This window comes from Aestuariibacter sp. GS-14 (genome assembly GCF_006494365.1).
Taxonomy (GTDB): Bacteria; Pseudomonadota; Gammaproteobacteria; order Enterobacterales; family Alteromonadaceae; genus Alteromonas; species Alteromonas mangrovi.
Genome location: NZ_VHIP01000002.1, coordinates 317511 through 341348, shown reverse-complemented (window position 1 = coordinate 341348; position 23838 = coordinate 317511). Strand labels below are relative to the sequence as shown.

The following is a 23838-nucleotide window of genomic DNA, read 5'->3' as shown; positions in this document are numbered from 1 at the left end:
ACACCATGAGTACTGTCGAGCTTCCGGCAATGCCAAGTTTTAGCCTGTCGGGGAAACGCGCCATTGTCACCGGCGCAGGCCGTGGTATTGGCTCTGCCATTGCTGCCGGATTCGCAGAAATGGGAGCCGAGGTTACTCTGGTGGCGCGCAGCGAGGGCGAAATTACCGCCGTCGCTGACGCGATTAATGCCAATGGCGGTCGCGCAAGCGCTGTCACGCTGGATGTCAGCAATCTGGCTGACGTAGCACGCTTTTTTGAAGAGCGTAATGCGTTCCATATTTTGGTGAATAATGCGGGCACTAACCGCCCCAAACCCATGATGGAAGTCAGTCAGGATGATTATGATGCGGTATTAGACTTAAATCTGAAAAGCGCATTCTTCGTCGCTCAGGCCTGTGTAAAAAAAATGATTGCGGCTGATATTAAAGGCTCACTGATCCACATTGGTTCACAAATGGGCCATGTGGGCGGACCTAACCGCTCATTATATTGCGCGTCGAAGTGGGCATTGGAAGGTATGAATAAAGCTTTCGCACTGGATTTGGCCAAGTACGGCATTCGCTCCAATACCATTGCGCCTACCTTTATTGAAACGCCCCTTACGAAACCATTTTTTGAAGATAAAGCCTTTTTAGCCTCCGTGCTGGAAAAAATAAAAATTGGCCGTATCGGTAACGTACAGGATTTAATGGGAGCAGCAGTCTTTCTGGCCAGTGAGGCTTCAACCCTGATGACCGGCACCAGTATGGTGGTGGATGGCGGTTGGACCGCAGAATGATAACCGCTGAACCGCAAAAATAGGATAAGCGATGACGACAATACCTGAATTATCATTTCATCATGGTGGCGTGAGCGTACCGGATCTGGACGCAGCAATTGCCTGGTATGGCAACACCCTGGGATTTGAACTGGAACGACGCTTTTTCATCGAAGCAGCCAATGCCCATGTTGCCATGGTAAAACGCGGCCCACTGCGCTTTGAGATATTCGAAGTAGCAGGCGCCGCGCCATTGCCAGAAGAACGTCGCCACCCTCCTTCAGATGTAAAAACACACGGAAACAAGCACGTGGCGTTTATTGTTGAGGATTTGGATGCGTTTTTAGCAGTAATGGAAGCAAAGCGGGCTGACGTTGCTTTTGTAGTGCGCGAGAAATTTGGTAAAGGCTGCTTTATCCGCGATTGCGCGGGCAACCTGATAGAATTTGTGGAAGAAAGCAGGCCATCGTAACGACGATCGTTCTCTAAAAAGGCATAAATATAAAGGGATGAACATGTCATCCCTTTTTTAGTATTTTCAATATATTTACCAGGCGATAGCACCCGCATCAACCGAGAAATCCGCTCCGGTAACAAAACTGGCCTCATCACTGGCAAGGTACACCGCACACCAGGCAATGTCTTCCGGCTGCCCCAGCCGCTTCAACATATTCTTCGCCATTACCGCATCAAGAAATCCTGGCTGTTCAATAACGGGGGCGGTTGCACCGGTGACTATCAAGCCTGGGGAAATAGTATTCGCTCGTAACTGAAACGGCCCCCCTTCCATGGCAAGCTGACGAGTTAATGCAAGTACGCCGCCCTTGCCAGCGCAATGCGCCAGCGCCGGTGAGCCATCCAACGCCATATAGGCGTTAGCGGAAGCAAAGTTAATAATGGAACCGGCTCCACTGGCTTTCAAATGGGGCCAGGCCGCTTTACACACCAGAAAAACAGAGTCGAGCTCTGCCCGCAACGTGAGTTGCCATTCGGCGTAATCTAAATCTTCAATCCACTTAAACACGGCGGTTGCCGCCGCATTAAGTAGTATATGCAGGGAACCGTGTTCTTTCACTACCCCGTTAATCAATGCATTTACTTGCTGTTCATTCGTTAAATCTACCGCCTCAGAAAAATGGAGTGTTAAGCCCTCTAATGCTGCTTCAGACACCGTTTTGCGAGCCGCTTCTGCATTGAGATCGGTACCCACTACTGTAGCGCCCTGCCTGGCGAACATTAACGCACAGCCTTTGCCGATACCGCTACCAATACCCGATACCAACGCCACTTTGCCTTGTAGCCTGTCACCTTTTTTAAGTGCATGTTCATTATGTTGTTGCATAGTTAACCTTAGATAATCTCGTTTAGCTCACATTACCAAAGCGCTTGCCTCCATACATTATTTTAACAATCCGATTTATAAATAGCGCCAATCCGCACAGGCGATATGCCGCTATAGCCCATTAATTTAAACACTTATCGCAGATACAAATAGCCGCTATCCGAACTACAAATTTTTAAAATATTGTTAACTGCTTTAGCTTTTCGGTTGTGAATATTGTGTAAACAATTTATTCAAACGCGTGGGGAAACGCCGCAATGTCGGCGTCAATAAGGACAACTCGCCGCCGGCGCATCTTCAAACTATGTGTCGTCAGCTAACAATAATAATGTCCATCACCACGGTAATGTATTTCAATGCAGGAAAACACTATGAAGCTAAATCACTTGTCAGCATCGGTAGCTGTAGCATTACTCACTCATTCAGTAATTGCAGCAGCCCAGGAAGAAAGCCCCAAAGAAAGCAAAGCCACAGACGTTGAGCAAATCATTGTTACCGCTAATTTTAAGGAACAATCGCTACAGGAAACCGGTATGGCCATTGATGCCATCAGTGCTGATCGCCTGGCTAAAGAAAATATTACCAGCGCCGCAGAACTTGCCGCACTGGTCCCAGCCCTGACAATCACGAATGGCGGTGGTATTTCCTCCCAGGTATACATGCGCGGTGTGGGGAACAAGTCCAATAACAATTACCTGGATCCCGCAATTATCCTGACATACGACGGGGTAGCCCTGGCCAGAGGCAGCGCTACAGCGATTGGTGGCTTTTTTGATTTAGCGCGTGTAGAAGTGCTGAAAGGGCCACAAGGTACACTCTACGGCAAAAATGCCACTGGCGGTGTGTTAAACCTGGTACCGGTAAAACCTAAACTTGAAGAAACATCAGGGTTTGTCTCCGGATTACTGGGAAATTATGGCGCAAGCAACATCAGTGGCGCGATTAACCTGCCGGTCACGAAAAACAGTGCTATTCGCATTGCGGCAAACAAGATATCCCGGGATGGCATCAATAAAGATGGCACCAATGATGATGATCGCACTACCGTGCGCGTGCAGTATCTTCATGAGTTTAGTGATGAATGGAGCCTGCGGATTGCCGGTGACATGACAGACATTGGTGGCGTGGGTTTCAACACGCAGCCAATGGGCGCTTACGATCCTGACTTCAATTACATTCCAAGTGGATTGGATGTGACGGAAGGACCCGCATCGGACGCGTCAAATGCGTATCGCAACACGGTACTCTCCGCGCCTGGCTTTGGCTTCTTAAATGCTATTGACGGCGATGAATTATACACCGATGCCACTCTGAAAGGTTTAAACGCAGAACTGATATACCGCGGTGAAGACTTTACCATGACCTTCATTCCGGCCTGGCGCAAGTCAGAACAAGATTCGCGCTTCGTTGGGCCTGGCTTTAATTACGGATGGTGGCAAAACACGGCTGAGCAACGTTCTGCCGAACTGCGATTTGCTGGCATGATAGGCGATGATATTGATTACATTGCCGGCGTGTACTATTTCGACGAAGACTTAATTGGTAATAACACGTTTAATCAGGAATTTGTTCTGCCACTACAAGACTACACGTCTAGCGGTACATCAAAGGCCGTATTTGGCGAACTGACTTTCCATATCAATGAAGAAATGCGTTTAATCGGTGGTGCTCGTTTTACTAAGGACGACAAAGAACTCACGGGCGAAATGAATAACTTCATTACATTCTGTGGCGGTTTACCACCAGCGCTGATCACACCGCCCGCGTCATTTGCGCAAGGCTGCCACATCGAAGGTAATTTGCCGCACTACCCCACTCTGGATACGCCGGAACAAGCCACACAATGGTTGATTGATAACGGTTGGGCGAGTAACGTCATTCCCATTCCTCCTGGCTATTTGATCCCGCTGGACAATGGCATTGGGCAGGTTCTTCACGCAATAAACCAAACGGATACGTCGTACTCCGACAGTGAGCCTACCTTCAAGATTTCTTATGAATGGGATGTGTCAGCCGACTCGATGCTGTATTTAACCTACTCTACCGGCTATCGTTCCGGAGGCTTACAGCCTGCAACTAACGACCCCTATGAGGCAGAGTATATTAAAGCCTATACGCTGGGGGCCAACAACATGCTTCTGGACGGTTCACTGCAGTTGAATATTGAAACGTTTTACTGGGATTACACCGATCAGCAGATTTCTTATTTCAACGTAAATGCGCAAAACGTGCTGGAAAACACCACCACCAACGTAGGTGCTTCTACCAATAAGGGCTTTGATATCGATGCGTTGTGGCGTGCTACTGAAAACACCACGATTACCGCTAAAGTGCAATATTTGAAAGCGACTTACGACGATCTGAAATTTACCACGTCGCCGCCCCGTCACAATATCAACTGTCCAATGGAAGTCGTTGGCGCATTGGATGACGGTACGCCGGTAATGGAATTTGATTGCTCAGGTAGTCAGTCAATCTACTCTCCTGAATGGTCCTATCAACTTGGTATTGAGCATGTGGTGCCCTTTAACACCATGAACCTGGTACTGGCCCTGGATACCCGCTGGCAGGACGATCAGGTGTCAGGATTTAACAACCTGGCACATGAGAATATTGCGGCGTATTCAACAACCAATCTGAATGTCACACTGGAAGACAGTGATGGCAAATGGAATGTGGGTATTTTTGCTCACAATCTCGAGGATAAGTATCGCCTGACCTCAACGCAAAGTCCTCTGCTAGGCGTAGCGATGGGTCAATACGGATTGGATATGACCTACGGCATCAGAGCCACAGTTAATTTTTAACCAACATAAACATCAACAATATCCCTGCTTTGTTTAGCAGGGATTTTGTTGTTTAGCACTGCTAATAATTAAACCTAATGGTTTGTATTTAATAGAAAAAGCATTCATCCGTGACCGCAATAGGCGCCATCGGCACAACGAATTTGTTATGTCACAGGAAGTATTTAACACTGCTAATTCATTGGATACATGTTACAAATATGAAAGTGAGACGTTAATGGGCAGATTAAACGATGTACGCCGTGTGGTTACCGGCCACAATGAAGACGGCAAAGCCATTTTTAAAGACGACCAAAAGTTCGAAACAAAATTAATACCCAGCGGTGATGCCGAATTTACACTAATTTGGACCGCCCCTGATCTTCCCGTTGATAATAATGACGAAACCGATGGCCGTTTGCGCGATGCAGGATTGACCCTAAATGGTGGGTCGGTTATTCGGGTGGTAGATATGTTACCGGGTAAAGAATCACCTTTTCATCGCACCAATAGCCTGGATTACGGCATTGTGATGTGTGGTGAGCTGGAACTGGAGCTGGATGATGGACAGAAGACGCTGTTGGGTCCTGGCGATATTGTTATACAACGAGGCACAATTCATCTGTGGCGCAATCCCAGCGAAAATGAAGTGTGCAGAATCATCTTCATTTTAACGGAAGCAACCGCAGTTGAGGTTAATGGCAAGCCTCTTCCCGAAAAACACCCTTAAGTAGCCAGGAGCGTTTTCCGATGTCAAATTATGATGTTATTGCCATGGGTGCAGGCCACAACAGCCTGACAACGTGTGCATACCTGGCGAAAGCCGGGAAAAAAGTACTATTGCTTGAACGCCATGGCTATGCCGGTGGCGGCGTAGCCACTCAACAAATTCTCACGCCCGGATACCACCACGATTTGCACTCCAGTGTGCATATTATGATCCAGGCTAACCCTATGATCACAAATGATGAATTGGACTTATTTGCCAAATACGGCATGAAGTACAAATATTCTGATGTGCCTCATGCCACCATCTTTGCTGATCAGTCCGTGTTGATGACCTATCAGGACCTGGATAAAACTTGCGAATGCATGGCAAAAATATCGCCGCAGGATGCTGAAGCGTATCGCAAATTTGTACAACTTGGGCAAACCATGTTGCCTATGATCATGCCGGGTATGTATAAGCCTCAACCGCCGCTAGGGGCGTTGATGGCCATGCTCGACAGCAGCGAAGAAGGCCGCCTCATGATGGACTTCATGCAGCGCAGCAGTCTGGACATTATCAATACCTGGTTCACCCACGACAAAGTAAAAATGCACATTGCACGAGCAGTGTCAGAAAACTTGCAGTTACCCGACGAATTAGGTACCGGTATGGGTACAGTGATGTTCACTGCCCTGATGCACACCTACGGCGTCTCTCAGCCCTGGGGTGGTTCGGGCAAGCTGTCCGAATCCATGGTCAAGGCCATAGAAGCAACCGGCGGTGAAATTCGCTACAACAGCGAAATTAAACGTATTCTGGTGTCTGGTGGTAAAGCCGTTGGCGTTGAATTAATGGACGGCGAAAAGATCATGGCAAAAGATGCCGTCATCGGGTCAATGCATCCGCATAAAATTCGCCAGTTTGTCGAAGGCGTGCAGGAGCCGGTGCTTAAACGAGCGGAAAATGCCAGCCTGGCCGCCTTTAGCTTATTTGTGTCCCACTACGATCTGCGCGAGCAGATCCAGTTTCACACGCCTGAGAAAGACGTAGAAAAAGCCATTATGCTCACCCTGTGTCAACACGAAAACATGGCAGACATGCAGCGTGATTTTGATGCGTTAAAACGCGGTGAACTCACGGATTTAATGTTCTCGGCGGGTAACGATGAATCGAAAACCGACCCAACACGCGTACCCGACGGTGCGGGGATGTGGCACAGTACTGGCTTTGCCCCTTATGAACTATTTGAAGGTGGCACTGCCCGCTGGGATGAATACAAAGAGGAATATGGTGAAATTCGCAGACAGCAGCAAAGTAAATTTGTTGCGAATTTAAACAGCGACAACATCATTGCCCATAAATTTTACTCACCACTGGATTTGGAACGCAATTCACCCAACTCTATGGTACGAGGCGATGTTCACGGCGTTGCGCCATATTTTTACCAAAGCGTGGGGCATCGCCCTACCCCTGATCTTGGGCAATTCCGTATCCCTGGACTGAACAATCTGTATTTGGTTGGCCCTTCAATGCCTCCGGCAGGTGGCGTTGTGGGTGCCGGGCGTGCCGCAGCCATGGTGATGTTCGAAGATTTAGGGATGGATTTCGACAAAACCTTCCAAACCGGTGAAGGCAAACAAGTGATTCGTCAGAAAGCCCGCTCTGTGGCGCCGAAAGATGGCGCGATGCGCTTGTTCGATGAAAACGACGCCGAACTGATGCAAGTTAACAGTATCGAAACCCAGGACGATGAGCTGGTTATCAAAGGCAAAACCTTCGGCACCATGCCGTTAGTTGCCCGCTTGGGGCCAGGCGATCTGCGCAGAGCAATGAAACTGGCCATCACACCCAAAAAGCTCGTTTCAATTATTGGCATGCTGTTTAGCAAAGACTAAACAGAGCCACCCTCACCCACAGCGAGTAATTATTATGACAACAAAAACAGCTGGTACCCTACAAGGCATTATATTAATTCTGCCCATTACCCTGACTGTAATGGGCGCTGTATTGCTTGCGCCTATTATGCCCAAATTAATGGACGCATTCGGGCACATCGACGGCGCAAATTATCTGGTGCCGATGTTGATATCGATACCTGCATTATGTATTGCTATCGGTGCGCCCTTTGCCGGTTGGCTTGCCGACAATATTGGGCGTCGACGCCTGCTAATCTGGTCTATGGGCTTGTATTCCTTGTGTGGCCTGCTGCCGCTTATTATTGATAGCTACTGGCCTCTGTTGATTTCGCGCATCGGAGTAGGGTTGTGTGAAGCTATCGTGATCACTTGCAGCACCACACTCATTGGTGATTTTTTCACTGGCGACCAACGTGACAAATGGCTGGGAAGTCAGGCCGCCATGGCTTCGCTTTCAGCAATGTGCTTATTCCCGTTAGCGGGTTTTCTCGGCTCGCAATATGGCTGGAAAGGTCCCTTCGCTATCTATGGCATCGCACTCATCATGATGGCGGGTGTCATCTTTTTCACCTGGGAAATCGGTAAAAAAGAGGGGCACAAACATGATTTGGCCGACCACAGTGCAAACAACAATGCGCCAAGCGTGTTCCCTTGGTCGCATATGCTTAAAGTATGCGGATTTACCCTGGTAGGCGGAGTCATGTTCTACATTCTGCAATTCCAGTTGAGCACAGCATTGGCAACATTTGATATCAATGATCCAGGTAAAGCCGGCCTGATGCTAGCGATAGCCAGTATTGGGGTACCCGTAGGTGCTATTGCCTATCGCTATGCCCATCACCATTTGTCGATTCGGTATCTCATCATGCTCGAATTTGGCATCCTTGCGCTTGGCTTTTTTGGTATGTCGCAATCAACCACGCCAGAAATGCTAATCGTTACAGGATTTATCAATCAATTTGGTGCCGGTTTATTGCTGCCTACCATGCTGACCTGGGCAGTATCAAAGCTGGAGTTTACCGTGCGTGGGCGCGGTACAGGTATGTGGCAGTCTACATTTGCTGTTGGCCAATTTGCCTCAACAATCAGTTTCGCATTTGTACTCGGTCAGGTAGGTGAAGGACAGTTTTTACAGGCATTCCAAACGTTCGCAGTAGTTGCGTTGGTGATGTGCTTTATAACCATATTTTTTGTGCAGAACAGTCGAGTCCAATCAGTTGATGGGGTGTCTTCCCACTAAATAATCCCAACAATAACCACACTAAAAAGCCGGGGCGTCATTAACGCCCCGGCTTTTCGTTTCATATTATTCGTGTGTCGATATAGCTTTTACGCTTTCACCATTTTATGGTCAATACGTCCAAACACTGACTGACCTTCAGCGTCCTGTACATCAAATTGCAAGGTTTCACCAAACTTCAGGAAGTCTGTTTTCACCTCGCCAAATTCCAGAATATCCAAAGCACGACGTTCTGCCAGACAAGCAGACCCAACCTCTTTCCAGCCTTTGTTAGACACCGTACCCGAGCCCAAAATCATCCCCGCTTTAATATTTCGGTTATAAGCAATGTGGCCCAGGATCTGACCAAAGGTAAAGTCCATTTCACCGCCATTAGGATTACCAAACCATTCACCGTTACGGCTCACTTGCATATCCAGGTGTATACATCCGTCTTTCCAGGCGTCACCCAGCTCATCAGGCGTAACCGCAACCGGCGCAAATACTGTAGCCGGTTTAGCCAGAATAAAGCCAAATCCCATCTGCAATTCACGAAATAAGTGTTTACGCATGCTCATGTCGTTTAGCATGGTAACCAGTTTAATATGTGATTCGATTTTATCTACAGGCGTGCCTAGCGGGATATCGTCAGTAATAACTGCAAATTCACCTTCAAAATCGGCGTTATCTTCTTCAGTGATAAACGCATAATCTTCATGAGGCCCTTTAAAATCATCACTCTGACGTTGAATAAGAATGGGAATATTGGGGTCCTTCTTCACGTCCAGGTTGAATGCCTTTTCCATGATATTGCCATGATTTAAAAACGCCGACGCATCGATAAATTGATGGCATCTGGGCAGTGGCGCCATGGCCTGATAGGGATCAAACGCAAAGCTGCTCTCGCACTCCCCGCTGTTCAGAGCCTGGTAAATGGCGTGCAGTGGACCTTCAACATCTGACCAGTTTTCAATGGCATATTGCATAGTAGGGGCTATCTGGTTGGCTTCTGTTGCCAACGACAGGTTTCTCGATACCACTACCAGTTTGCCATCGCGAGTCCCGTTTTTAAGGGTTGCTAATTTCATGTTGTTCTCCGTTAAAAATTTACGCCGCCATCGCAGTTAATTACCTGACCAGTTACAAAACCGCACTCTTCAGAGGTTAAGTACAGCATGGCTCCCACCAGATCCTGAGGCTCCTCCGTTTGTTTAATTAACTGGAGGTTGTTTTTTACTGCTTCAAATAACTCAGGCGGGAGGTTCTTTGCCGATTCAGCTGTACGGGTGAGTCCCGGCGACAGGGCATTAACCCGCACGCCTTTACTACTGAATTCAGCGGCCAGAGCCCGGGTAAGGCCGATACCAGCCATCTTTGTGGTTACGTAAGCGCTGAAGCCCGGCATCGGGGTGCCGGTTGTGCTGGAGGCAATTTGCAAAATGCGGCCGTATCCGCGCTCCATCATGCCGGTGCCAAACCGCTTGGCCAGAATGAACGCCGCTTCTACGTTAATGGCTTCAAACTTTTTAAACTCAGTGATGTCGAGATCGGCCAGCGGAATTACCGGCATATAAGCGGCATTATTTATCAGGATGTCTACCCTGCCAAACCCAGTAAGCACGTTTGCAGCAAACTGAGCGACCTGCTGATTGTCAGACAGATCCACGATTTCGCTGTACACGCGTCGCCCCAGAGCTCTGATTTCAGACACGACCTCTGACGCGTCCTTAATATCCGCGATAGCTATATCGCAGCCCCGTTGTGCAAGCGCTAGCGCAAACTCGCGGCCCAATGCACCAGCAGCGCCTGTGATGACAGCAATTTTATTAGCGTGTCCGGCCATAATTTTGTACTCCCAAATTAGTTGTAAACAAAGTGTAACAGCGGAATTTTGTTTACTCTATTCGGGAATACGGAGGCTTCTTATTCGTTGAACAAATAGTAATTCGCGAGTGGAATTAACGTGTTAGCTTCAACAGAATTTTTCCTTTGCGGTAGCAATAATTTGCTCACGCATCCATTTTAAACCTGGATCATGATCGCGAAACTTGTGCCACTGTATTGCCCAGGTCACGGCAGGCAATGTCACAGGCACAGGTACTGTTTTGATAGGTAAAAATTGTTGCCAATGCTCCGCAAGGTGACGGTAAACAGTGGCAATGCGCTTTGTTCCCGGCAGGAATTGGGGGATGGCGTTAAATGTAGACGTAATGATTTCAGTACGGGGTTCCAAACCATGTTCAACTTTGAGTAAAAGCTGATCCTGGCTGGCGACGCGGTTGGTGCCAAATTGCACGGTAACATGCCCTAACTCCATATAGGTTTCAATGGTCATGTCTTCCGACACTTTCTCGTTTGTTGCACAACCGATGCACACAAACCCCTCAGAAAATAAGTCCGTTGATGGGTGTGTCTCATGTATCACTGATTTAGGCATGATCATAAAATCTACATGCCCTCTTTCCAACTCTTCCGTTGGCTTATTGGTAGGCATAAAAAATTCCATTTGTATGCCTGGGGCAATATCCGCAATGCGTTGTGCAACATGGGTCATAAAAACCGAAGCGTTGTAGTCGCCGATATAAAACTTAAAATTGCGCATACAGGACGCAGGATCAAACTCTACACCTCGTTCAACGGTGGCCTGAATTTGCATGAGAATATTATGTACTGGCTCAGCGAGACTTTCACCCAATGGCGTAGGCTGCATTTTAGACCCCACCCGCACCAGCAGTTCATCATCAAAAAACTCACGCAAACGCGACAATGCACCACTTGTTGCAGGCTGACTAAGACAGATACGCTCCGCTGCCACTGTGATACTTCTCTCAGTTAGCAGTGCATCCAGCGCTACCAGCAAATTCAGGTCAAGTCGGTTTAATCGCACATTCACATCCAATAAAATATTATTCTTAATCCGTAGATTACACGTCAGTTACATATAATCAATACAGTACATACGCCCTTTACACTTAAGCACCAGAAGAATGCGACGTAAGCATAAGTTAATTCCCGTCAGTGATTAACGTACCACCATCAACCACAAGGGTCTGCCCTGTAGTAAACGCACCCGCCTGACTTGCCAGGTAAAGAGCTGTCGCTGCGATTTCATCTGGGTGCCCTATTCGTCTCAACGGTGTCATTTGCAGTCGTCGTTGCATAAAAGCGTCATTTGCCTGCAAATGTTTGGATAACGGGGTATCTATGAGTCCCGGTGCAATCGCATTTGCGGTAATGCCATTTGGCCCACACTGCACCGCATAATTGCGAGCAAGTTCCATCAGCGCGGCCTTTGCCACCCCGTATAACCCTATCGCACTATTGCCCCGTAATCCTGCGATACTTGCGACATAAATAAGTCGGCCAAAGCCCTTTTCCCGCATGCCAGGAATTACCGCGGCACTTAGTTGCTGACAGGCATACAGATTTATTTGCATCAATTGTTGCCACTGCGCATGCGTGCAATGTTCGAGTGAGCCAACCTGGCCTTCTATACCAGCACAATTCACCAGAATATCGACAGACTCGTGGTGGATGGATGAACAAAGCTGGTTAACACTCTCCTCATCGGCCAGGTTACTGGTTACCAGGTCAATGTTAATGTGCTGGCCTAACGAGTTCGCTAGTGTTGAAAGCGCACTTTCATCGCGATCCGTAAGCAGTAGGCTGGCCCCTGCATCGGCAAACAGGGTAGCAATGGCACTGCCAAGCCCCCCTGACGCGCCGGTGATTAAGGCCCTTTTACCCGCCAGGCCAAATAACTGTGTTACCGCTGGCATAGTCAGATTGGTGCCATCAACGCACTCATGGAAAGTGCCATTATTTGCATATGCTCCACTTTGGAACCGCCGGTTTGCTCTATTTCACCCAGGCGTTTAGAGTTACTCACAATCAGACTACAACGGGTCCAGCGACGGTCTTCAAAGCGCTTCAATATGTCCTCAACCGTTCCTCCGGCTTTGACTTCATCAGCCAGTACCACTGCATCTTCATGACCCATACCCGCCCCGGATGCAAGATGCGGCGTGGTGGCATGCACGGCATCCCCCATCAGTAATACTCGGCCTTTTGACCAGGGGCGTTCCATGATCATGCCTTCCAACGGCCGGGCCAGAATACTGGAGTTTTCGTTTAATTCAGCTTTTACTTTTTCAATAACAGGCGCGGTAAATTCAGCAATTAACCCTTTCAAATGTGGCAACAGTTGATCATCGGCCATACGTATTTTCTTCGGTTGCTGCTCAGTGTAGTTGAGATACATATGCGTAGCAGACACAGGGGTAAATCCTAATTTTCCGTTCGGACCATAAAATAACGCCGGACGCTCAAGGCCATGGCGCTCTACCACGGCCCGCCAAACCACCTGTCCGGTATATTGTGGGGTTGGCGCGTCAGGAAAAATCAATTGGCGGGTTTTCGAAAACACACCATCTGCGGCTGCCACCATATCGTAGCTGTCCGATTCACCGTTAGTAAAAGTGACCTCAACCCGATCGCCTTTGTCTTCAAGGGTGTCGTATGTATGACCAAGCAGCACTTTTACCCCGGCCTCTTTTGTCCGTTCGGCAAGAATTTTTGCCAACACCGGACGCATAATTCCACCACCGCCAACAATGGAGCTACCTGGGACGGCCGGGGTAGGAATTTGCCGCAAATGCGTGCCATTCGAGGTAAACATATCGACGTTCTGACAAATCGCACCATATTGCTTGAACTCATCCAGCACGCCAATCTGCTCGATTGCACGCAGCGATGGACCACTAACCGTAATCCCAGCTCCGTCGGTACGCCAGTTTTTATCCAGTTCCACCAAATGCACTTCAACCCCTTGCTGTTGAAGCAAAATAGCGGCCGACATCCCGGTAAAGCCGCCGCCGACAATCAGGATTTTTTTAACAGATTCGCTCATAACGTTGCTCTCTTCAGTGTGTGGCCACCATATAAGGTTGCCGTTTTTATCAACGGTAACCTTCTCTGCGCTAAGATGTTGGCCTTCGCAGGGTCCTTTAATGCATTTCCCCTCTTTCAGGGTAAATAACGCGCCATGAGAACCGCATTTTATTAATTGCTTACTGCCATCCAGGTACCGGTCCCGTCTCCAGGCCATTGGCGCGGATTCGTATCCCAGGTGTGGGCAAGAATTGCGGTACGCTACAACGGTGTTGACGCTTAGCCGTATAACGAATAACCGGTCCTGTGGCTCATTATGTGGGCGATAGCCTTTAGACTCTCCCAAGGGAATTGCTGACAACGCCCCAAGACAAACCCCCTCACTCAATGAGGATCGCCTCCCGGCATCCAATTGGCCGCCAGTGTAAAATTGAAAATTTGCGATGCATCCGCCGATGCCATTGCTTCGCGAGGCGTCCAACTGTCATCGTGTAAATCCATATCGGCATCATATTCCACGTGAACACCCATAGGACTGTTGAAATACCAGAAGTAATTGGAACCAAAGATATGGCGACCTGGCCCCCAAAAGCTTTCGTAGCCTTTATCCTGGAAACGCTTGCCTGCCAGCAATAATTCATTTGGCCCAGCCAGATGAAATGTAAAGTGTTCACAGCCTTGCATATGCGGCGGGGTTTCAATTAAGAACAAGGTGTGGTGATCAAGCGTGCCAGCAGGACGCAGAAACGGCCCCAACTGTGTAAACCTGTCCACTACTTTAAAACCCAGCCTGTCGATATAAAATGACTCGGCTTTTTTGCCATCCGGCACAAAGTACACCACGTGAGATAAAGATGCGGGCACGATGTCATAAGAGGTATCGGCACCAATTTGATTAGGGCCGCGTAAAGCCTCAAACCCTGGCGAATTCACCTGCTCGTTTTTACCTTCAAACGGTTTTCTGCAAGACACCTGAAAACCTAATGCAAAACCGCTATCGTCTACCGTAGTCAGCTTCCCGGACGCATCTTTACTAACGTTCCGATCTTTACTCAATTCGGTTTCGATGGCATCCAACGTCATTTTGTCAGCAACACCGTACACCGTTTCACGCAGCATAGATCCGGTTGGAAGTGCCGCAGGTAAACTGTCATCATCGCGATGTTTAATCACAATCGCCGTACCATCAAGACCTTCAAAACGACCACCGTTGTCATTTTTATTCACAGGCAGTAAACCGTAGTCGGTCAGATACTGGCAACAGGCCTCGACATCATCGACACCAAATACCAGTTCATCAGGTCCTAGAATATTCATATTCGCGTTACTCTTGTTATTTTCTACATTTTGCCAGTCTAAACAGAAGCCTATGAGGCTAGAAATTGTTTGCGCAGATACACTTTATTTACATTACCAATAAACATCAAAATCCGCACAAAAACAAAACAAAATCATTAACTTAATTAAAATAAAACACCGCAAAAACGGAATTTAAAAACCTGCATAATTAACATATTTGACACAGATCAATGAGTCATTATTCATGTAACAAAATAAAAGAAAATGAGGCGCTTTTGCGCCCCATAATCTACAGGCAAATCATTGTCTATTTGTCCATTTTTGCGAATGTCTCTGCGCACCAGTCTGCGATGTAATCCCTCATTGCAGTACCGTTGTCGGCGCCACAATGCTCAATTTCGAAGTCTTTTTTGGTAAAGACGCGCAGATGACGCTGACTGCTGTTAACGGCCTGTTCGTAAGAACGGTAGGCATTTGCCACTGGAATTTGACGATCACCTTCACCATGGGTAACTAAAAATGGCATGGTTAGTTTTTCAATCTGACCGTCCAGCGTAACGTTAGGCATATAAGCCATAAAGTCATCTAAATTGTCGAAGCCCCATACCCACAGCACATGATCCCAATAATGGGGAACCGGGTTTTCCCCTTCTCGCTCCATACGTTCTTTCTGACGTTGCCCCCATACGTGATTTGCCCCCATGACGGCGCACAGGGCAAAACGAGGCTCATTGGCAGCAGCACGCGGGGCGTAATAGCCACCAAGGGATAACCCGAACATACCGATTTTGTTTTCGTCCACATCGGCGCGGGAAGCCAGGTATTCATAGGCTGGTGTTGCCCAGCGCTCCGTGTCATACACGGCAGTCAGCCCGCGCTTACGCAGTGCTTCACCTGTACCAGGCTGGTCGACGAACAAAGTATACATTCCACGATCCAGGTTGGACTTGCCATGTCCAGCCATATTGACCTGTTCTTTCATACTGTCCAGGCCATTACAGGAAACCAGTGCCGGACGTTTAATGCCACTGCCATCATGAACAAAAATCGCCGGATAGGTGGTATCTTCAAAAGGGATCTCAACGAAATCCACATGTAACCCGCTACATTCAACATGCTTGCGATATAATTCAAGACCTTTGTCATAAGCCTCCCAGCGCGGCGCATAGTCTCTCGACTGCATGCGTTCAGCGGAGAGGTAATATCCGGACGCGCGGGCATATTTAGTGCCGGCAGAAAGCAAATAGCCCGATTCTTCATCCTGGCGGGCATTCTCTTCAACTTGTTTGGCCACCGCTATCCAGCTGTCAAACAATAAAGCGGTACCGGCATCCTCTCCATTGGCGGCGGCTTCTTTGATTGGACGACAGGCTTCGTCAATTTCGCCATGATTACCACCACATATCAGTGCCAGATTAACTTGAAGGTTCCAGACATAATTCCCGGGAAATGGTTCGAACATTACAGACTCCATGGTATTCATGTTTGTGGCATCAGACTTAAGCAGCAAAGCGCTTAGAATTCGATGCCGATAATTAATTTAGAATGATTTTTTGAGAGTAATCATTTTGTTAATTAATTGAAAATTTGAAATATCAATAGAGTCTATTTGCCTGCTTAACAGCGTTATATAAGCAATGCGGTATCGTTACTGTTAAATCAAACAGAAAGAAAATTATGGCCAGGATCTTTTAATACTCCCGTTAGCTGCATAATTTTAATATTCGAATTTATACCCGACCCCATAAACAGAACGAATGAGTTCTTCACCTTCGTATGCTTGTCTGAGTTTTGCCCGCAAATTTCGGATATGACTATCGATAGCCCGATCGGTAATATCCCGGTAATCATCGTGCAATAGGTCAAGTAACTGAGTACGCGAGAATACTCTTCCCGGTGTGCTCATTAAGGTATGCAATAAACGAAACTCAGCCGGCGTTAACTGCAATGATTCGCCCTTATATCTGGCGACATAGGCAGCTTCATCAATTTGCAATCCAGGCACTAGAGGCTGGTCTTTTGGCTGCTGAATACGACGTAATATAGCCCTTACCCTTGCTAGCAATTCTTTGGGACTAAAGGGTTTACAGATATAATCATCGGCGCCCGCATCGAGCCCAAGGACTCGGTCCAATTCTTCGGTGCGCGCCGTTAACATAATAATGGGAGCATAACTGAACTCCCTGATTTGCTTACAAACTTCAACCCCGTCTAAATCAGGTAAATTAAGGTCCAGCAATATAACGGCTGGCTGCGACGATTTTGCAATTGTAATGGCCGAATGCCCCTCAGTAACGGCGATAACATTATGCCCGTCAGATTGAAGATATTCCTTTACCACATTAGCGAGTTTTATTTCATCCTCAACCAGTAAAATCGTCGCTGCCTGATTTTCTGACACAGAATGGAATGTCATAGGTCTATCCTGGGTAACTTTATATTGATACACAGCCCTCCCAAAGGAGAGGGCCCTGCACTAATTTCGCCCCGGTGGGCATCAATAATATTCTGGCAAATCGTCAGGCCTAACCCGTTTCCTTTTCGACCAGTATCGAGTCGCTGACGTCCCTGAAAACTGCGTTCAAAGATGGCCTCATACGTAGTCCCTTCTATACCAGGTTCTGAATCCCAGAAAATAATTTCTATCACGCGATCTCTGATGTAGGTCTGAATCTTCAGCTCTCCACCAGCATAGGTATAACGCATTGAATTTTCGATGAGATTATTAAAGAGTTGGTTTAATCGACCCTCATCACCATTAATCAAACCTTCGGATCCAGCTGAGGTATAACGCAGCGTAATCTCTCGTTGCTGACGACGTTTTTCAAAAGCATGGAGGGTATATTCAAGCACATCCAGCACATCAACAGACTGCATTCTATAATTTAATGCACCTACATCACTGGACGTTACCTCATAAACATCGTCTACCAGCACACTTAAGGTTCGCACTTCTGCATATAAGGACCGCAGCGAATCCTGACTCAGGGTTCTTATCCCATCACGCATCGCTTCCAGCTCTGCCTGCAATATCGCAATAGGCGTTCGCAGCTCGTGAGAAAGATCGGCCATTAAGTTTCGCCGCACACGTTCATTTTTATCCAATGCATTAGCCAGATGATTTATATCTGCACTTAAATCACCAATTTCATCATCTGATTGCAGGTTGAGCCGGGCTTGCAAATTGCCGCTGGCCAGTTCCGCAACCACCTGTCGGATTGGTTTTAAACTGCTAATCAATCTTCTGCTGATCAACATTGCCACCGCCGCAGCAATAAACACGCTAATCAGGCCAATAATAAAAATCGAGCGATCCTGGCGCTGTTTAAACGCCAGTTCAGCCTGACTGACTATGCTCTCACTTGGAGTATAAGTCAGCCAACCGACCACCTCATTATCAATTTTAATGGCGCGGCGCACTGCACTGTCGCGATTCTCCAGAAAGCCAATAATAAATTTGCCTTCTTTGTCAAATAGCGCAAGTCGCAAACCCGATCCACTCTCGTCCAGATGAGTTTGATTAATTGGAATGGGCGTACCGATGGGCGGTACATCCGAATTGTTCGCGGGATAGCCAATTATATTAAACCATTCAATCGGCGAACGAAGCAAAAACTGCCAGCTGCCTTCGGTCTGAAAGCGTTCTGTCAACTTAGGCTCAATAGAATCCATTTGCTGAATTCCCCGCTCATTCAGGTAGTCGGTAAATCCCCGTTCAAACGTAATGCGCGTGGCTATGCCAGCAAGGATCACCGACAACAACCCAATAAAGGCCATTGCGGCAGTTAACTTACCTCCTACACCGAGTCGAAGGGAATGTTTGAATTTAACGTATTTATCAAGGGCAGCTTTTAGCAATTTATTGATTAATCTGTTGCTCTGATTCTGCATATTACTATTGACAAATTTCACAATAAATCAAGCTCTTATTACCCGTATTCAGATAAAACCTCTGCAAAACTCAGTTCTGCAGAGGCTTCGGGGGTTAATCTTTTAACGCTACAATTCCCATAGTAGCTGAGTTGTCCGGTCGGCTTGTTTCATCACAGTTACAATAGGAAAACGTTTCAGAAAACGTGTAGTAAGGCTCTGGAAGTCTGGGATAAATCAGACCCGGCCGGGCCGGTGAATAAATCGGATAGGAATAGGCTGGTTTCAGAAAACCGGGTGGCAGACTTGCCATTCTCTCACCTGCCTCTCGCATAGGGCCGGATTCTTCCGCAGCATCCAGTTCACCATTAATCAGCGCAAACGCATCGGTCATTTCTTTGGGGAGTCCAGGTGTAAAATCATAAGCCATTTGCAAATGCCAGATTTTCCACTTTCCATCTTCAAGAATGAAGTCACCTGCATACTTTTCCCAAAAGAATACACTGTTTATCGGAGCATCATCGCCCTGAACACTGGCCATCAGTCCCATACCCGGTGAATACCAAACGCCTTTTGCCGTTTTACCATCTCCTGCCACTTCGATGATGGGCGTGGTGTTGGTATGCATAGCCCACTCGTGACCAGCGCCAAGATTGGCTTCCTCAAACTTTAAATCAGGCACTACCTTCTGAATCGCTTTTAGCGCTTTTTCACGGTTAGCCTGGTTCTCTTTGCCATAGGCATTGCGAACTGTTTCAATCCCGGACATTACCCATATTGGACTGGCAAAAGTAGCTGTTTTGGCATTAGGACCAGTACGGCTCACCCAAAGATGATCCACTTCCTCAAGATTCATACCTGCCGCGTGATAATAGGCATGGCGACTCATCGCGTTTTGTACCTGCAGAGCGATATAAGCATGATCGCCTTTACTGATAACAGGACGCTCTTTTGCCATTACCTCTCCGACAGACAGACCCAGCATTCCGGTACTCAAAAGTGCTACAGCCAATGCAGCCGCCGGTAATCGTTTGCGTAATATCATGATAATTCCTTAATAATTAAAATTGATAAGCTAATGAAGCGCCAAAGGTTCTTGGCTCACTGCCTTGTACACCGAATGGGAAAACACTTTGGATGGTTAACTCGTTTTCTAAATTACGAGCAAAAATATTAACCGTGAGATCTTCACTCTCGTAGGTTAACGATAGATTGGTCCGACGATAGGAAGGCTGTCGGTGACCCGCGAAAAAGTATTCGTGAGTGGTTTCATAAGCGGCACTGAACTCCTGCTCGAAGGTCAGCGTGACTAAATTACCATTACTGAAAGAGAAATAATGGCTATACGCTACGTTTCCAGCATACGCAGGTGTATTCGCCATTTCATTGCCATCCAGATTGACAATGCCTTCGAATCCAGGCGCTGACCAGGCATAATCAGTTTCACCATACTCACCTTTCATTAACGACAGTGAGGCAGTAACCCGGCCGTTGTCATGGGGTAACCAAATCGAGTCGAATTCCAGACCATACTGAGTACTTTCTCCAGCGTTATACCAAACCGCATATGACTGATTTGTGCCAAATAGATTACAGCCGGCCACTTTACACGTTAGGGAATTCAACTGCATGTTATCCCACAACGTATAAAAAGCGGCCGCATTTAACTGCAAGGTATTGTTCAGGAAGCGGTTTTTAGACCCAACTTCATAAGAAACAGACGTTTCGGGCGCATAAGTCCCCAATGTAAGAGGTTCGGCAACGTCAATACTCACTGATTCATTGCGGAATTGTAATCCACCAGATTTAAACCCAGTGGCAACATGCGCATAGACCATCTGGTCATTATCCATGTCATATTCCACACCGAGTTTCCAGGTGGTACGTGTTTGAGTTTGTGTTTCAACACCAAATTCGTTGCTTTCTACAACGGTATCATAGGAAGGACATAAAATGTCATCCATTGGGTCCGGCGTACCCATGTCGTCGGCGGTACAGGGTGTGGCCGATTTATACAAGGTATAAACTAAATCGTCGGTTGTGCGTGAGTAACGCATGCCGGCGGTCAGTCGCAAATTCTCTTGTAGAGGATAGGTTACCTGACCGTAAATATTGGCATTTTCAAACGGCTTGCTCAAACGTTGAAAAGCATAACTCCCATCAATCGGACTGGGTTCAAAATCGGAAGGATTCAGCGCCCATTTGCGATCCGTGTCCTGAAAATAAACACCTGCCACCCATATTAACTCGCTTTGTGGCAGGGAGTTCAGACGCACTTCATAGGTGTCCTGGGTTTGTTCAGAAACATCATTAGTTGCCAGCTGTAATGCTGTCAACTCCTGACCTTTATCTTTGATTGTATTGGTAGAATAAGTGACATTTAAATCAGCAAAGCCAGTAAACCGGTAGTTTAATTCTGCCGAAACTGTGTCACTTTCACGATAAAAGTACCGTCGCTCATACCAGGCTGGTGTTGCAAACGGAGGTGGCGCGCTCGCTCCCAATTGACAACAAATTAAATCGCCATTTTTAACGTCTTCGGGATTAAGCCACACCGGACTTGTTCCAGCTTGTTCCTGGTAGTCGTAAGTTAACAAGAAGGAAAAATCGTCCGATGGCTCAATCAACAATTTGCCGCGATAACCGGTGTTTTCTGCCGCACCATAATTACCAAACTTGGCGTTTAAATCGCCACCTCCCACGGCTTCAACCAGAAACAAAGGAAAATCCGTAAATGGAAAGTCAGCATTGGCAGCCACACTTGCCCAGTCTTTGATGCCTGCCGGTGCATCCGTGTAACCATCCCTGGAATCGTCGGTTGCAGTCAGTCTGAAAGCAACGCTATCATTGATTGGAATGTTTACCATCCCCTGATAAATACGTTGATTATAGTTGCCGGCCTGTACTCTGACTCTACCGCTAAATTCATCCACTGAAGGCTTCGCAGTTATCACATTAACTACCCCACCCAGAGCACTGGAACCATATAAGGTACCCTGAGGTCCTTTGAGTACCTCGACACGTTCAACATCAAACATGCTACTCAGTAAATTACTGGCATTATTGGAATTTATGCCATCGAGGTTTAACGAAACACCATTAGCGATAACAGCATCAAATTCATCACCCGAAGAGGTGCCAATGCCTCGGATGAACACACGCCCAGCACCTGTTCCGGCTATATTCTGAATTTTCACACCTGGAACGGTTTCAAGGGCATCCTGTACCTGGGTAATACCTTTAGCATTAAGTTGTTCGGGGGTAATAACAGCCGCAGAAACAGCCAGTTCCTGCAATGTCTGAGTGCGTTTTTGTGAAGTAACCTCAATAATTTCGATACCATTTTCGTCAATAATGGCAGGCACTTGAGTGTCTTGGGCCAACACTGGATCACCCAGAGTTGAAAAAGCGACCGTAACGGCTAACGCCATACGAGTGGGTTTGAATGTGCGTCCTGAATGTATCATTTTCATTATAATCTCTTATCGGTACATCATTAACATGATGGCTGAGTCTTACCTTTAGTAATGGTGCTTACCGGCAGATGAATCATCCAAAAACTGAACCCGGTTAACCCTTACTGTTTACTCATAGTGAACATCACTATAGAAAGTACGATAAAAGAAGATTGTGAAGAAAATGTGCAGAATAAAGAAAATTTACATTTATTTAACCTTCAAGGTAATAAAAAAAGCTAACCTATTTATAAGGTTAGCCATGGAAAATTTTAAATTGTTAACTATTTCGAAATTTTAGATTGGATAAGAATTACTGCAAAAATACACATTATCAAAGCAGTGACAGAAAACACCTTAAACGTATCCATAAAGTTATCCTGTCCGACCTGACTCAATGCAAAGGCAAAAAATAATGTGGAGGCAAACTGACCTATGGCAAATGTCGATTGCCATACTCCTGTACCACGCCCCCGAACGCTGAATGATAAAGGAGACACCGCCCAGGTCAGCATAGTTGGTAATATCATCCCTGCACCGAACTGATTAATTAATCCGGTGAACACCAGCATTTCCGCACTGGTTGAACCCGCCATCCCCCAGAATCCAATCGCCATCAGGGCAAATTCCAGGATCACCAGATTGCGCAGACTCAGTAAGTGGTGTGCATAGCGGTAGGCAATAGCACCAATTGGCACACCAATACTAGCGAGTGAAAGCATCCAGCCGGCTTTGCCTGGATCTGCCATATCAAAGGTTGCCAGGGCAGTACTTAACTGAAATTGCAGAATATAAAACATCACGCCCCCTACCAAAGTGAACAAGCAGACTTTACTCATATGAGCCCACGGGAATTGGGCATCAGTGGCGTCAATGCTTTCATCCACTTTATCGTGCTGAATACCTTCTTCTTTACTCACTTCCCACGTAAAGATGACCACACCCGCCATCATGACAAAGCCTAATCCATAGATAGCAAAGGGTCCTTGCCAACCATAATTTGCACCAAGAAATCCGGCCAACGGAAATAAACACATGGCACTCAGTGACGCCAGGGCTGTTTGACTTCCCAGCCATTTATCCCGTTGCTCACCACTAAAATAATCGCCAATTAACGTCGTACTACAGGTAATGAGTATCGCTTCACAAATCCCCACCCCAATTCGCGATAACAACAATGGCAGGTAACTGTCAATGACTAACGGCAGAACACCACAAACGGTATAAATGCCAATCGACCAGATCAATAGCCGGCGTCGCCCTACCCGGTCAGCAATAAAGCCAGCGAAAGGTGCCCCAATTGCAATACACAAGGCGGGTATAGAGATTAAAATCGGCACCAAATAATTAGCGTGTTCTATGTGCCCAAAGGCTTCCATCAGCATAGGCATTATCGGGGCCAGCAACACCGCGCCCATAACGGTTAACGTAATAGGCAATATAAGTACTATCCCTTGAAGGGTTCCGGCATTTTTATTAACAGACATAACTATAAAACCTGAAAAAATATGTTAAAAAGCACATTGGGAGCGCTCCCACTTTGATTTACAATTAAGTCCTTAACCAATTATTTTCGAATAATTAACAAAAGGAC

At 47.0% G+C, this 23838-nt stretch carries 19 protein-coding genes and 1 pseudogene; 6 read left to right on the top strand and 14 right to left on the bottom strand.

What is annotated here, in order from left to right; all coding sequences use genetic code 11:
• The first annotated feature begins 5 nt into the window (after nt 1–5).
• Complete coding sequence (locus FJ444_RS04580; protein ID WP_140956743.1) at nt 6–779, top strand: SDR family NAD(P)-dependent oxidoreductase; 774 nt, start codon at nt 6–8, stop codon at nt 777–779.
• 31 nt (nt 780–810) lie between these two features.
• On the top strand, nt 811–1230 hold the full coding sequence (locus FJ444_RS04575; RefSeq protein ID WP_219993874.1) for a VOC family protein: 420 nt from the start codon (nt 811–813) through the stop codon (nt 1228–1230).
• 75 nt (nt 1231–1305) lie between these two features.
• On the opposite strand, the gene FJ444_RS04570 is transcribed toward FJ444_RS04575, so the two are convergent.
• Nucleotides 1306–2100 (bottom strand): SDR family NAD(P)-dependent oxidoreductase, encoded by a 795-nt coding sequence (locus FJ444_RS04570; protein WP_140956742.1) that lies wholly within the window; start codon nt 2098–2100, stop codon nt 1306–1308.
• Between the two features lie 371 nt (nt 2101–2471).
• On the opposite strand from FJ444_RS04570, the gene FJ444_RS04565 reads away from it, so the two are divergent.
• From FJ444_RS04565 to FJ444_RS04550, 4 genes are all read left to right on the top strand, one after another.
• Nucleotides 2472–4907 carry a TonB-dependent receptor gene (locus tag FJ444_RS04565; protein WP_181405066.1) on the top strand — a complete coding sequence of 812 codons (2436 nt, stop codon included), beginning with the start codon at nt 2472–2474 and terminating at the stop codon, nt 4905–4907.
• Between the two features lie 217 nt (nt 4908–5124).
• Entirely contained in the window at nt 5125–5616 is a 492-nt protein-coding gene (locus FJ444_RS04560) for a cupin domain-containing protein (protein WP_140956740.1), read from the top strand.
• A gap of 20 nt (nt 5617–5636) precedes the next feature.
• The gene (locus FJ444_RS04555; RefSeq protein ID WP_140956739.1) at nt 5637–7490 is read left to right on the top strand and encodes an NAD(P)/FAD-dependent oxidoreductase; all 1854 of its coding nucleotides are present in this window, start codon (nt 5637–5639) and stop codon (nt 7488–7490) included.
• Between the two features lie 34 nt (nt 7491–7524).
• Nucleotides 7525–8751: an MFS transporter gene (locus FJ444_RS04550; RefSeq protein ID WP_140956738.1), complete on the top strand. Its 1227-nt coding sequence runs from the start codon at nt 7525–7527 to the stop codon at nt 8749–8751.
• Between the two features lie 89 nt (nt 8752–8840).
• Here FJ444_RS04550 and FJ444_RS04545 read toward each other — a convergent pair whose 3' ends face one another.
• The 13 genes and pseudogenes from FJ444_RS04545 to FJ444_RS04490 all read right to left on the bottom strand — a co-directional run bounded on the left by FJ444_RS04545 (nt 8841) and on the right by FJ444_RS04490 (nt 23731).
• On the bottom strand, nt 8841–9818 hold the full coding sequence (locus FJ444_RS04545) for a fumarylacetoacetate hydrolase family protein (protein WP_140956737.1): 978 nt from the start codon (nt 9816–9818) through the stop codon (nt 8841–8843).
• An 11-nt stretch (nt 9819–9829) separates the two neighbouring features.
• Nucleotides 9830–10573 (bottom strand): SDR family NAD(P)-dependent oxidoreductase, encoded by a 744-nt coding sequence (locus tag FJ444_RS04540; RefSeq protein ID WP_140956736.1) that lies wholly within the window; start codon nt 10571–10573, stop codon nt 9830–9832.
• A 129-nt stretch (nt 10574–10702) separates the two neighbouring features.
• Nucleotides 10703–11617, bottom strand: a complete 915-nt coding sequence (locus FJ444_RS04535; protein ID WP_140956735.1) for a LysR family transcriptional regulator — start codon at nt 11615–11617, stop codon at nt 10703–10705.
• Between the two features lie 118 nt (nt 11618–11735).
• Nucleotides 11736–12509: an SDR family NAD(P)-dependent oxidoreductase gene (locus FJ444_RS04530; protein WP_140956734.1), complete on the bottom strand. Its 774-nt coding sequence runs from the start codon at nt 12507–12509 to the stop codon at nt 11736–11738.
• A gap of 2 nt (nt 12510–12511) precedes the next feature.
• The gene (locus FJ444_RS04525) at nt 12512–13639 is read right to left on the bottom strand and encodes an FAD-dependent oxidoreductase (RefSeq protein ID WP_255438996.1); all 1128 of its coding nucleotides are present in this window, start codon (nt 13637–13639) and stop codon (nt 12512–12514) included.
• A 90-nt stretch (nt 13640–13729) separates the two neighbouring features.
• Nucleotides 13730–13966: pseudogene (locus FJ444_RS21770) on the bottom strand (Rieske (2Fe-2S) protein); the annotation flags it as partial.
• A gap of 38 nt (nt 13967–14004) precedes the next feature.
• A complete protein-coding gene (locus FJ444_RS04520; RefSeq protein ID WP_140956732.1) occupies nt 14005–14937 on the bottom strand; it encodes a VOC family protein in 933 nt (310 codons plus the stop codon).
• A gap of 289 nt (nt 14938–15226) precedes the next feature.
• Nucleotides 15227–16381, bottom strand: a complete 1155-nt coding sequence (locus FJ444_RS04515) for a S9 family peptidase (RefSeq protein ID WP_140956731.1) — start codon at nt 16379–16381, stop codon at nt 15227–15229.
• Between the two features lie 255 nt (nt 16382–16636).
• Nucleotides 16637–17335, bottom strand: coding sequence for a response regulator (locus FJ444_RS04510; protein ID WP_140956730.1), 699 nt, complete (start codon nt 17333–17335; stop codon nt 16637–16639).
• Complete coding sequence (locus tag FJ444_RS04505) at nt 17332–18831, bottom strand: ATP-binding protein (RefSeq protein ID WP_140956729.1); 1500 nt, start codon at nt 18829–18831, stop codon at nt 17332–17334. The genes FJ444_RS04510 and FJ444_RS04505 overlap by 4 nt, the downstream gene beginning before the upstream one ends.
• 73 nt (nt 18832–18904) lie before the next feature.
• Nucleotides 18905–19834 (bottom strand): nuclear transport factor 2 family protein, encoded by a 930-nt coding sequence (locus FJ444_RS04500; protein ID WP_219993873.1) that lies wholly within the window; start codon nt 19832–19834, stop codon nt 18905–18907.
• 16 nt (nt 19835–19850) lie between these two features.
• Nucleotides 19851–22262, bottom strand: coding sequence for a TonB-dependent receptor (locus FJ444_RS04495; RefSeq protein ID WP_140956728.1), 2412 nt, complete (start codon nt 22260–22262; stop codon nt 19851–19853).
• A 266-nt stretch (nt 22263–22528) separates the two neighbouring features.
• Nucleotides 22529–23731 (bottom strand): MFS transporter, encoded by a 1203-nt coding sequence (locus FJ444_RS04490; protein ID WP_140956727.1) that lies wholly within the window; start codon nt 23729–23731, stop codon nt 22529–22531.
• Nucleotides 23732–23838 lie beyond the last annotated feature (107 nt).

Bases quoted from the DNA above. Each gene is read 5' to 3' on its own strand.
- FJ444_RS04550 (WP_140956738.1), top strand. From the start codon at position 7,525: ATGACAACAAAAACAGCTGGTACCCTACAAGGCATTATATTAATTCTG.
- FJ444_RS04555 (WP_140956739.1), top strand. From the start codon at position 5,637: ATGTCAAATTATGATGTTATTGCCATGGGTGCAGGCCACAACAGCCTG.
- FJ444_RS04495 (WP_140956728.1), bottom strand. From the start codon at position 22,262: ATGAAAATGATACATTCAGGACGCACATTCAAACCCACTCGTATGGCG.
- FJ444_RS04530 (WP_140956734.1), bottom strand. From the start codon at position 12,509: ATGCCAGCGGTAACACAGTTATTTGGCCTGGCGGGTAAAAGGGCCTTA.
- FJ444_RS04490 (WP_140956727.1), bottom strand. From the start codon at position 23,731: ATGTCTGTTAATAAAAATGCCGGAACCCTTCAAGGGATAGTACTTATA.
- FJ444_RS04545 (WP_140956737.1), bottom strand. From the start codon at position 9,818: ATGAAATTAGCAACCCTTAAAAACGGGACTCGCGATGGCAAACTGGTA.
- FJ444_RS04520 (WP_140956732.1), bottom strand. From the start codon at position 14,937: ATGAATATTCTAGGACCTGATGAACTGGTATTTGGTGTCGATGATGTC.
- FJ444_RS04515 (WP_140956731.1), bottom strand. From the start codon at position 16,381: ATGTTCGAACCATTTCCCGGGAATTATGTCTGGAACCTTCAAGTTAAT.
- FJ444_RS04500 (WP_219993873.1), bottom strand. From the start codon at position 19,834: ATGATATTACGCAAACGATTACCGGCGGCTGCATTGGCTGTAGCACTT.
- FJ444_RS04570 (WP_140956742.1), bottom strand. From the start codon at position 2,100: ATGCAACAACATAATGAACATGCACTTAAAAAAGGTGACAGGCTACAA.
- FJ444_RS04510 (WP_140956730.1), bottom strand. From the start codon at position 17,335: ATGACATTCCATTCTGTGTCAGAAAATCAGGCAGCGACGATTTTACTG.
- FJ444_RS04565 (WP_181405066.1), top strand. From the start codon at position 2,472: ATGAAGCTAAATCACTTGTCAGCATCGGTAGCTGTAGCATTACTCACT.
- FJ444_RS04580 (WP_140956743.1), top strand. From the start codon at position 6: ATGAGTACTGTCGAGCTTCCGGCAATGCCAAGTTTTAGCCTGTCGGGG.
- FJ444_RS04540 (WP_140956736.1), bottom strand. From the start codon at position 10,573: ATGGCCGGACACGCTAATAAAATTGCTGTCATCACAGGCGCTGCTGGT.
- FJ444_RS04525 (WP_255438996.1), bottom strand. From the start codon at position 13,639: ATGAGCGAATCTGTTAAAAAAATCCTGATTGTCGGCGGCGGCTTTACC.
- FJ444_RS04560 (WP_140956740.1), top strand. From the start codon at position 5,125: ATGGGCAGATTAAACGATGTACGCCGTGTGGTTACCGGCCACAATGAA.
- FJ444_RS04575 (WP_219993874.1), top strand. From the start codon at position 811: ATGACGACAATACCTGAATTATCATTTCATCATGGTGGCGTGAGCGTA.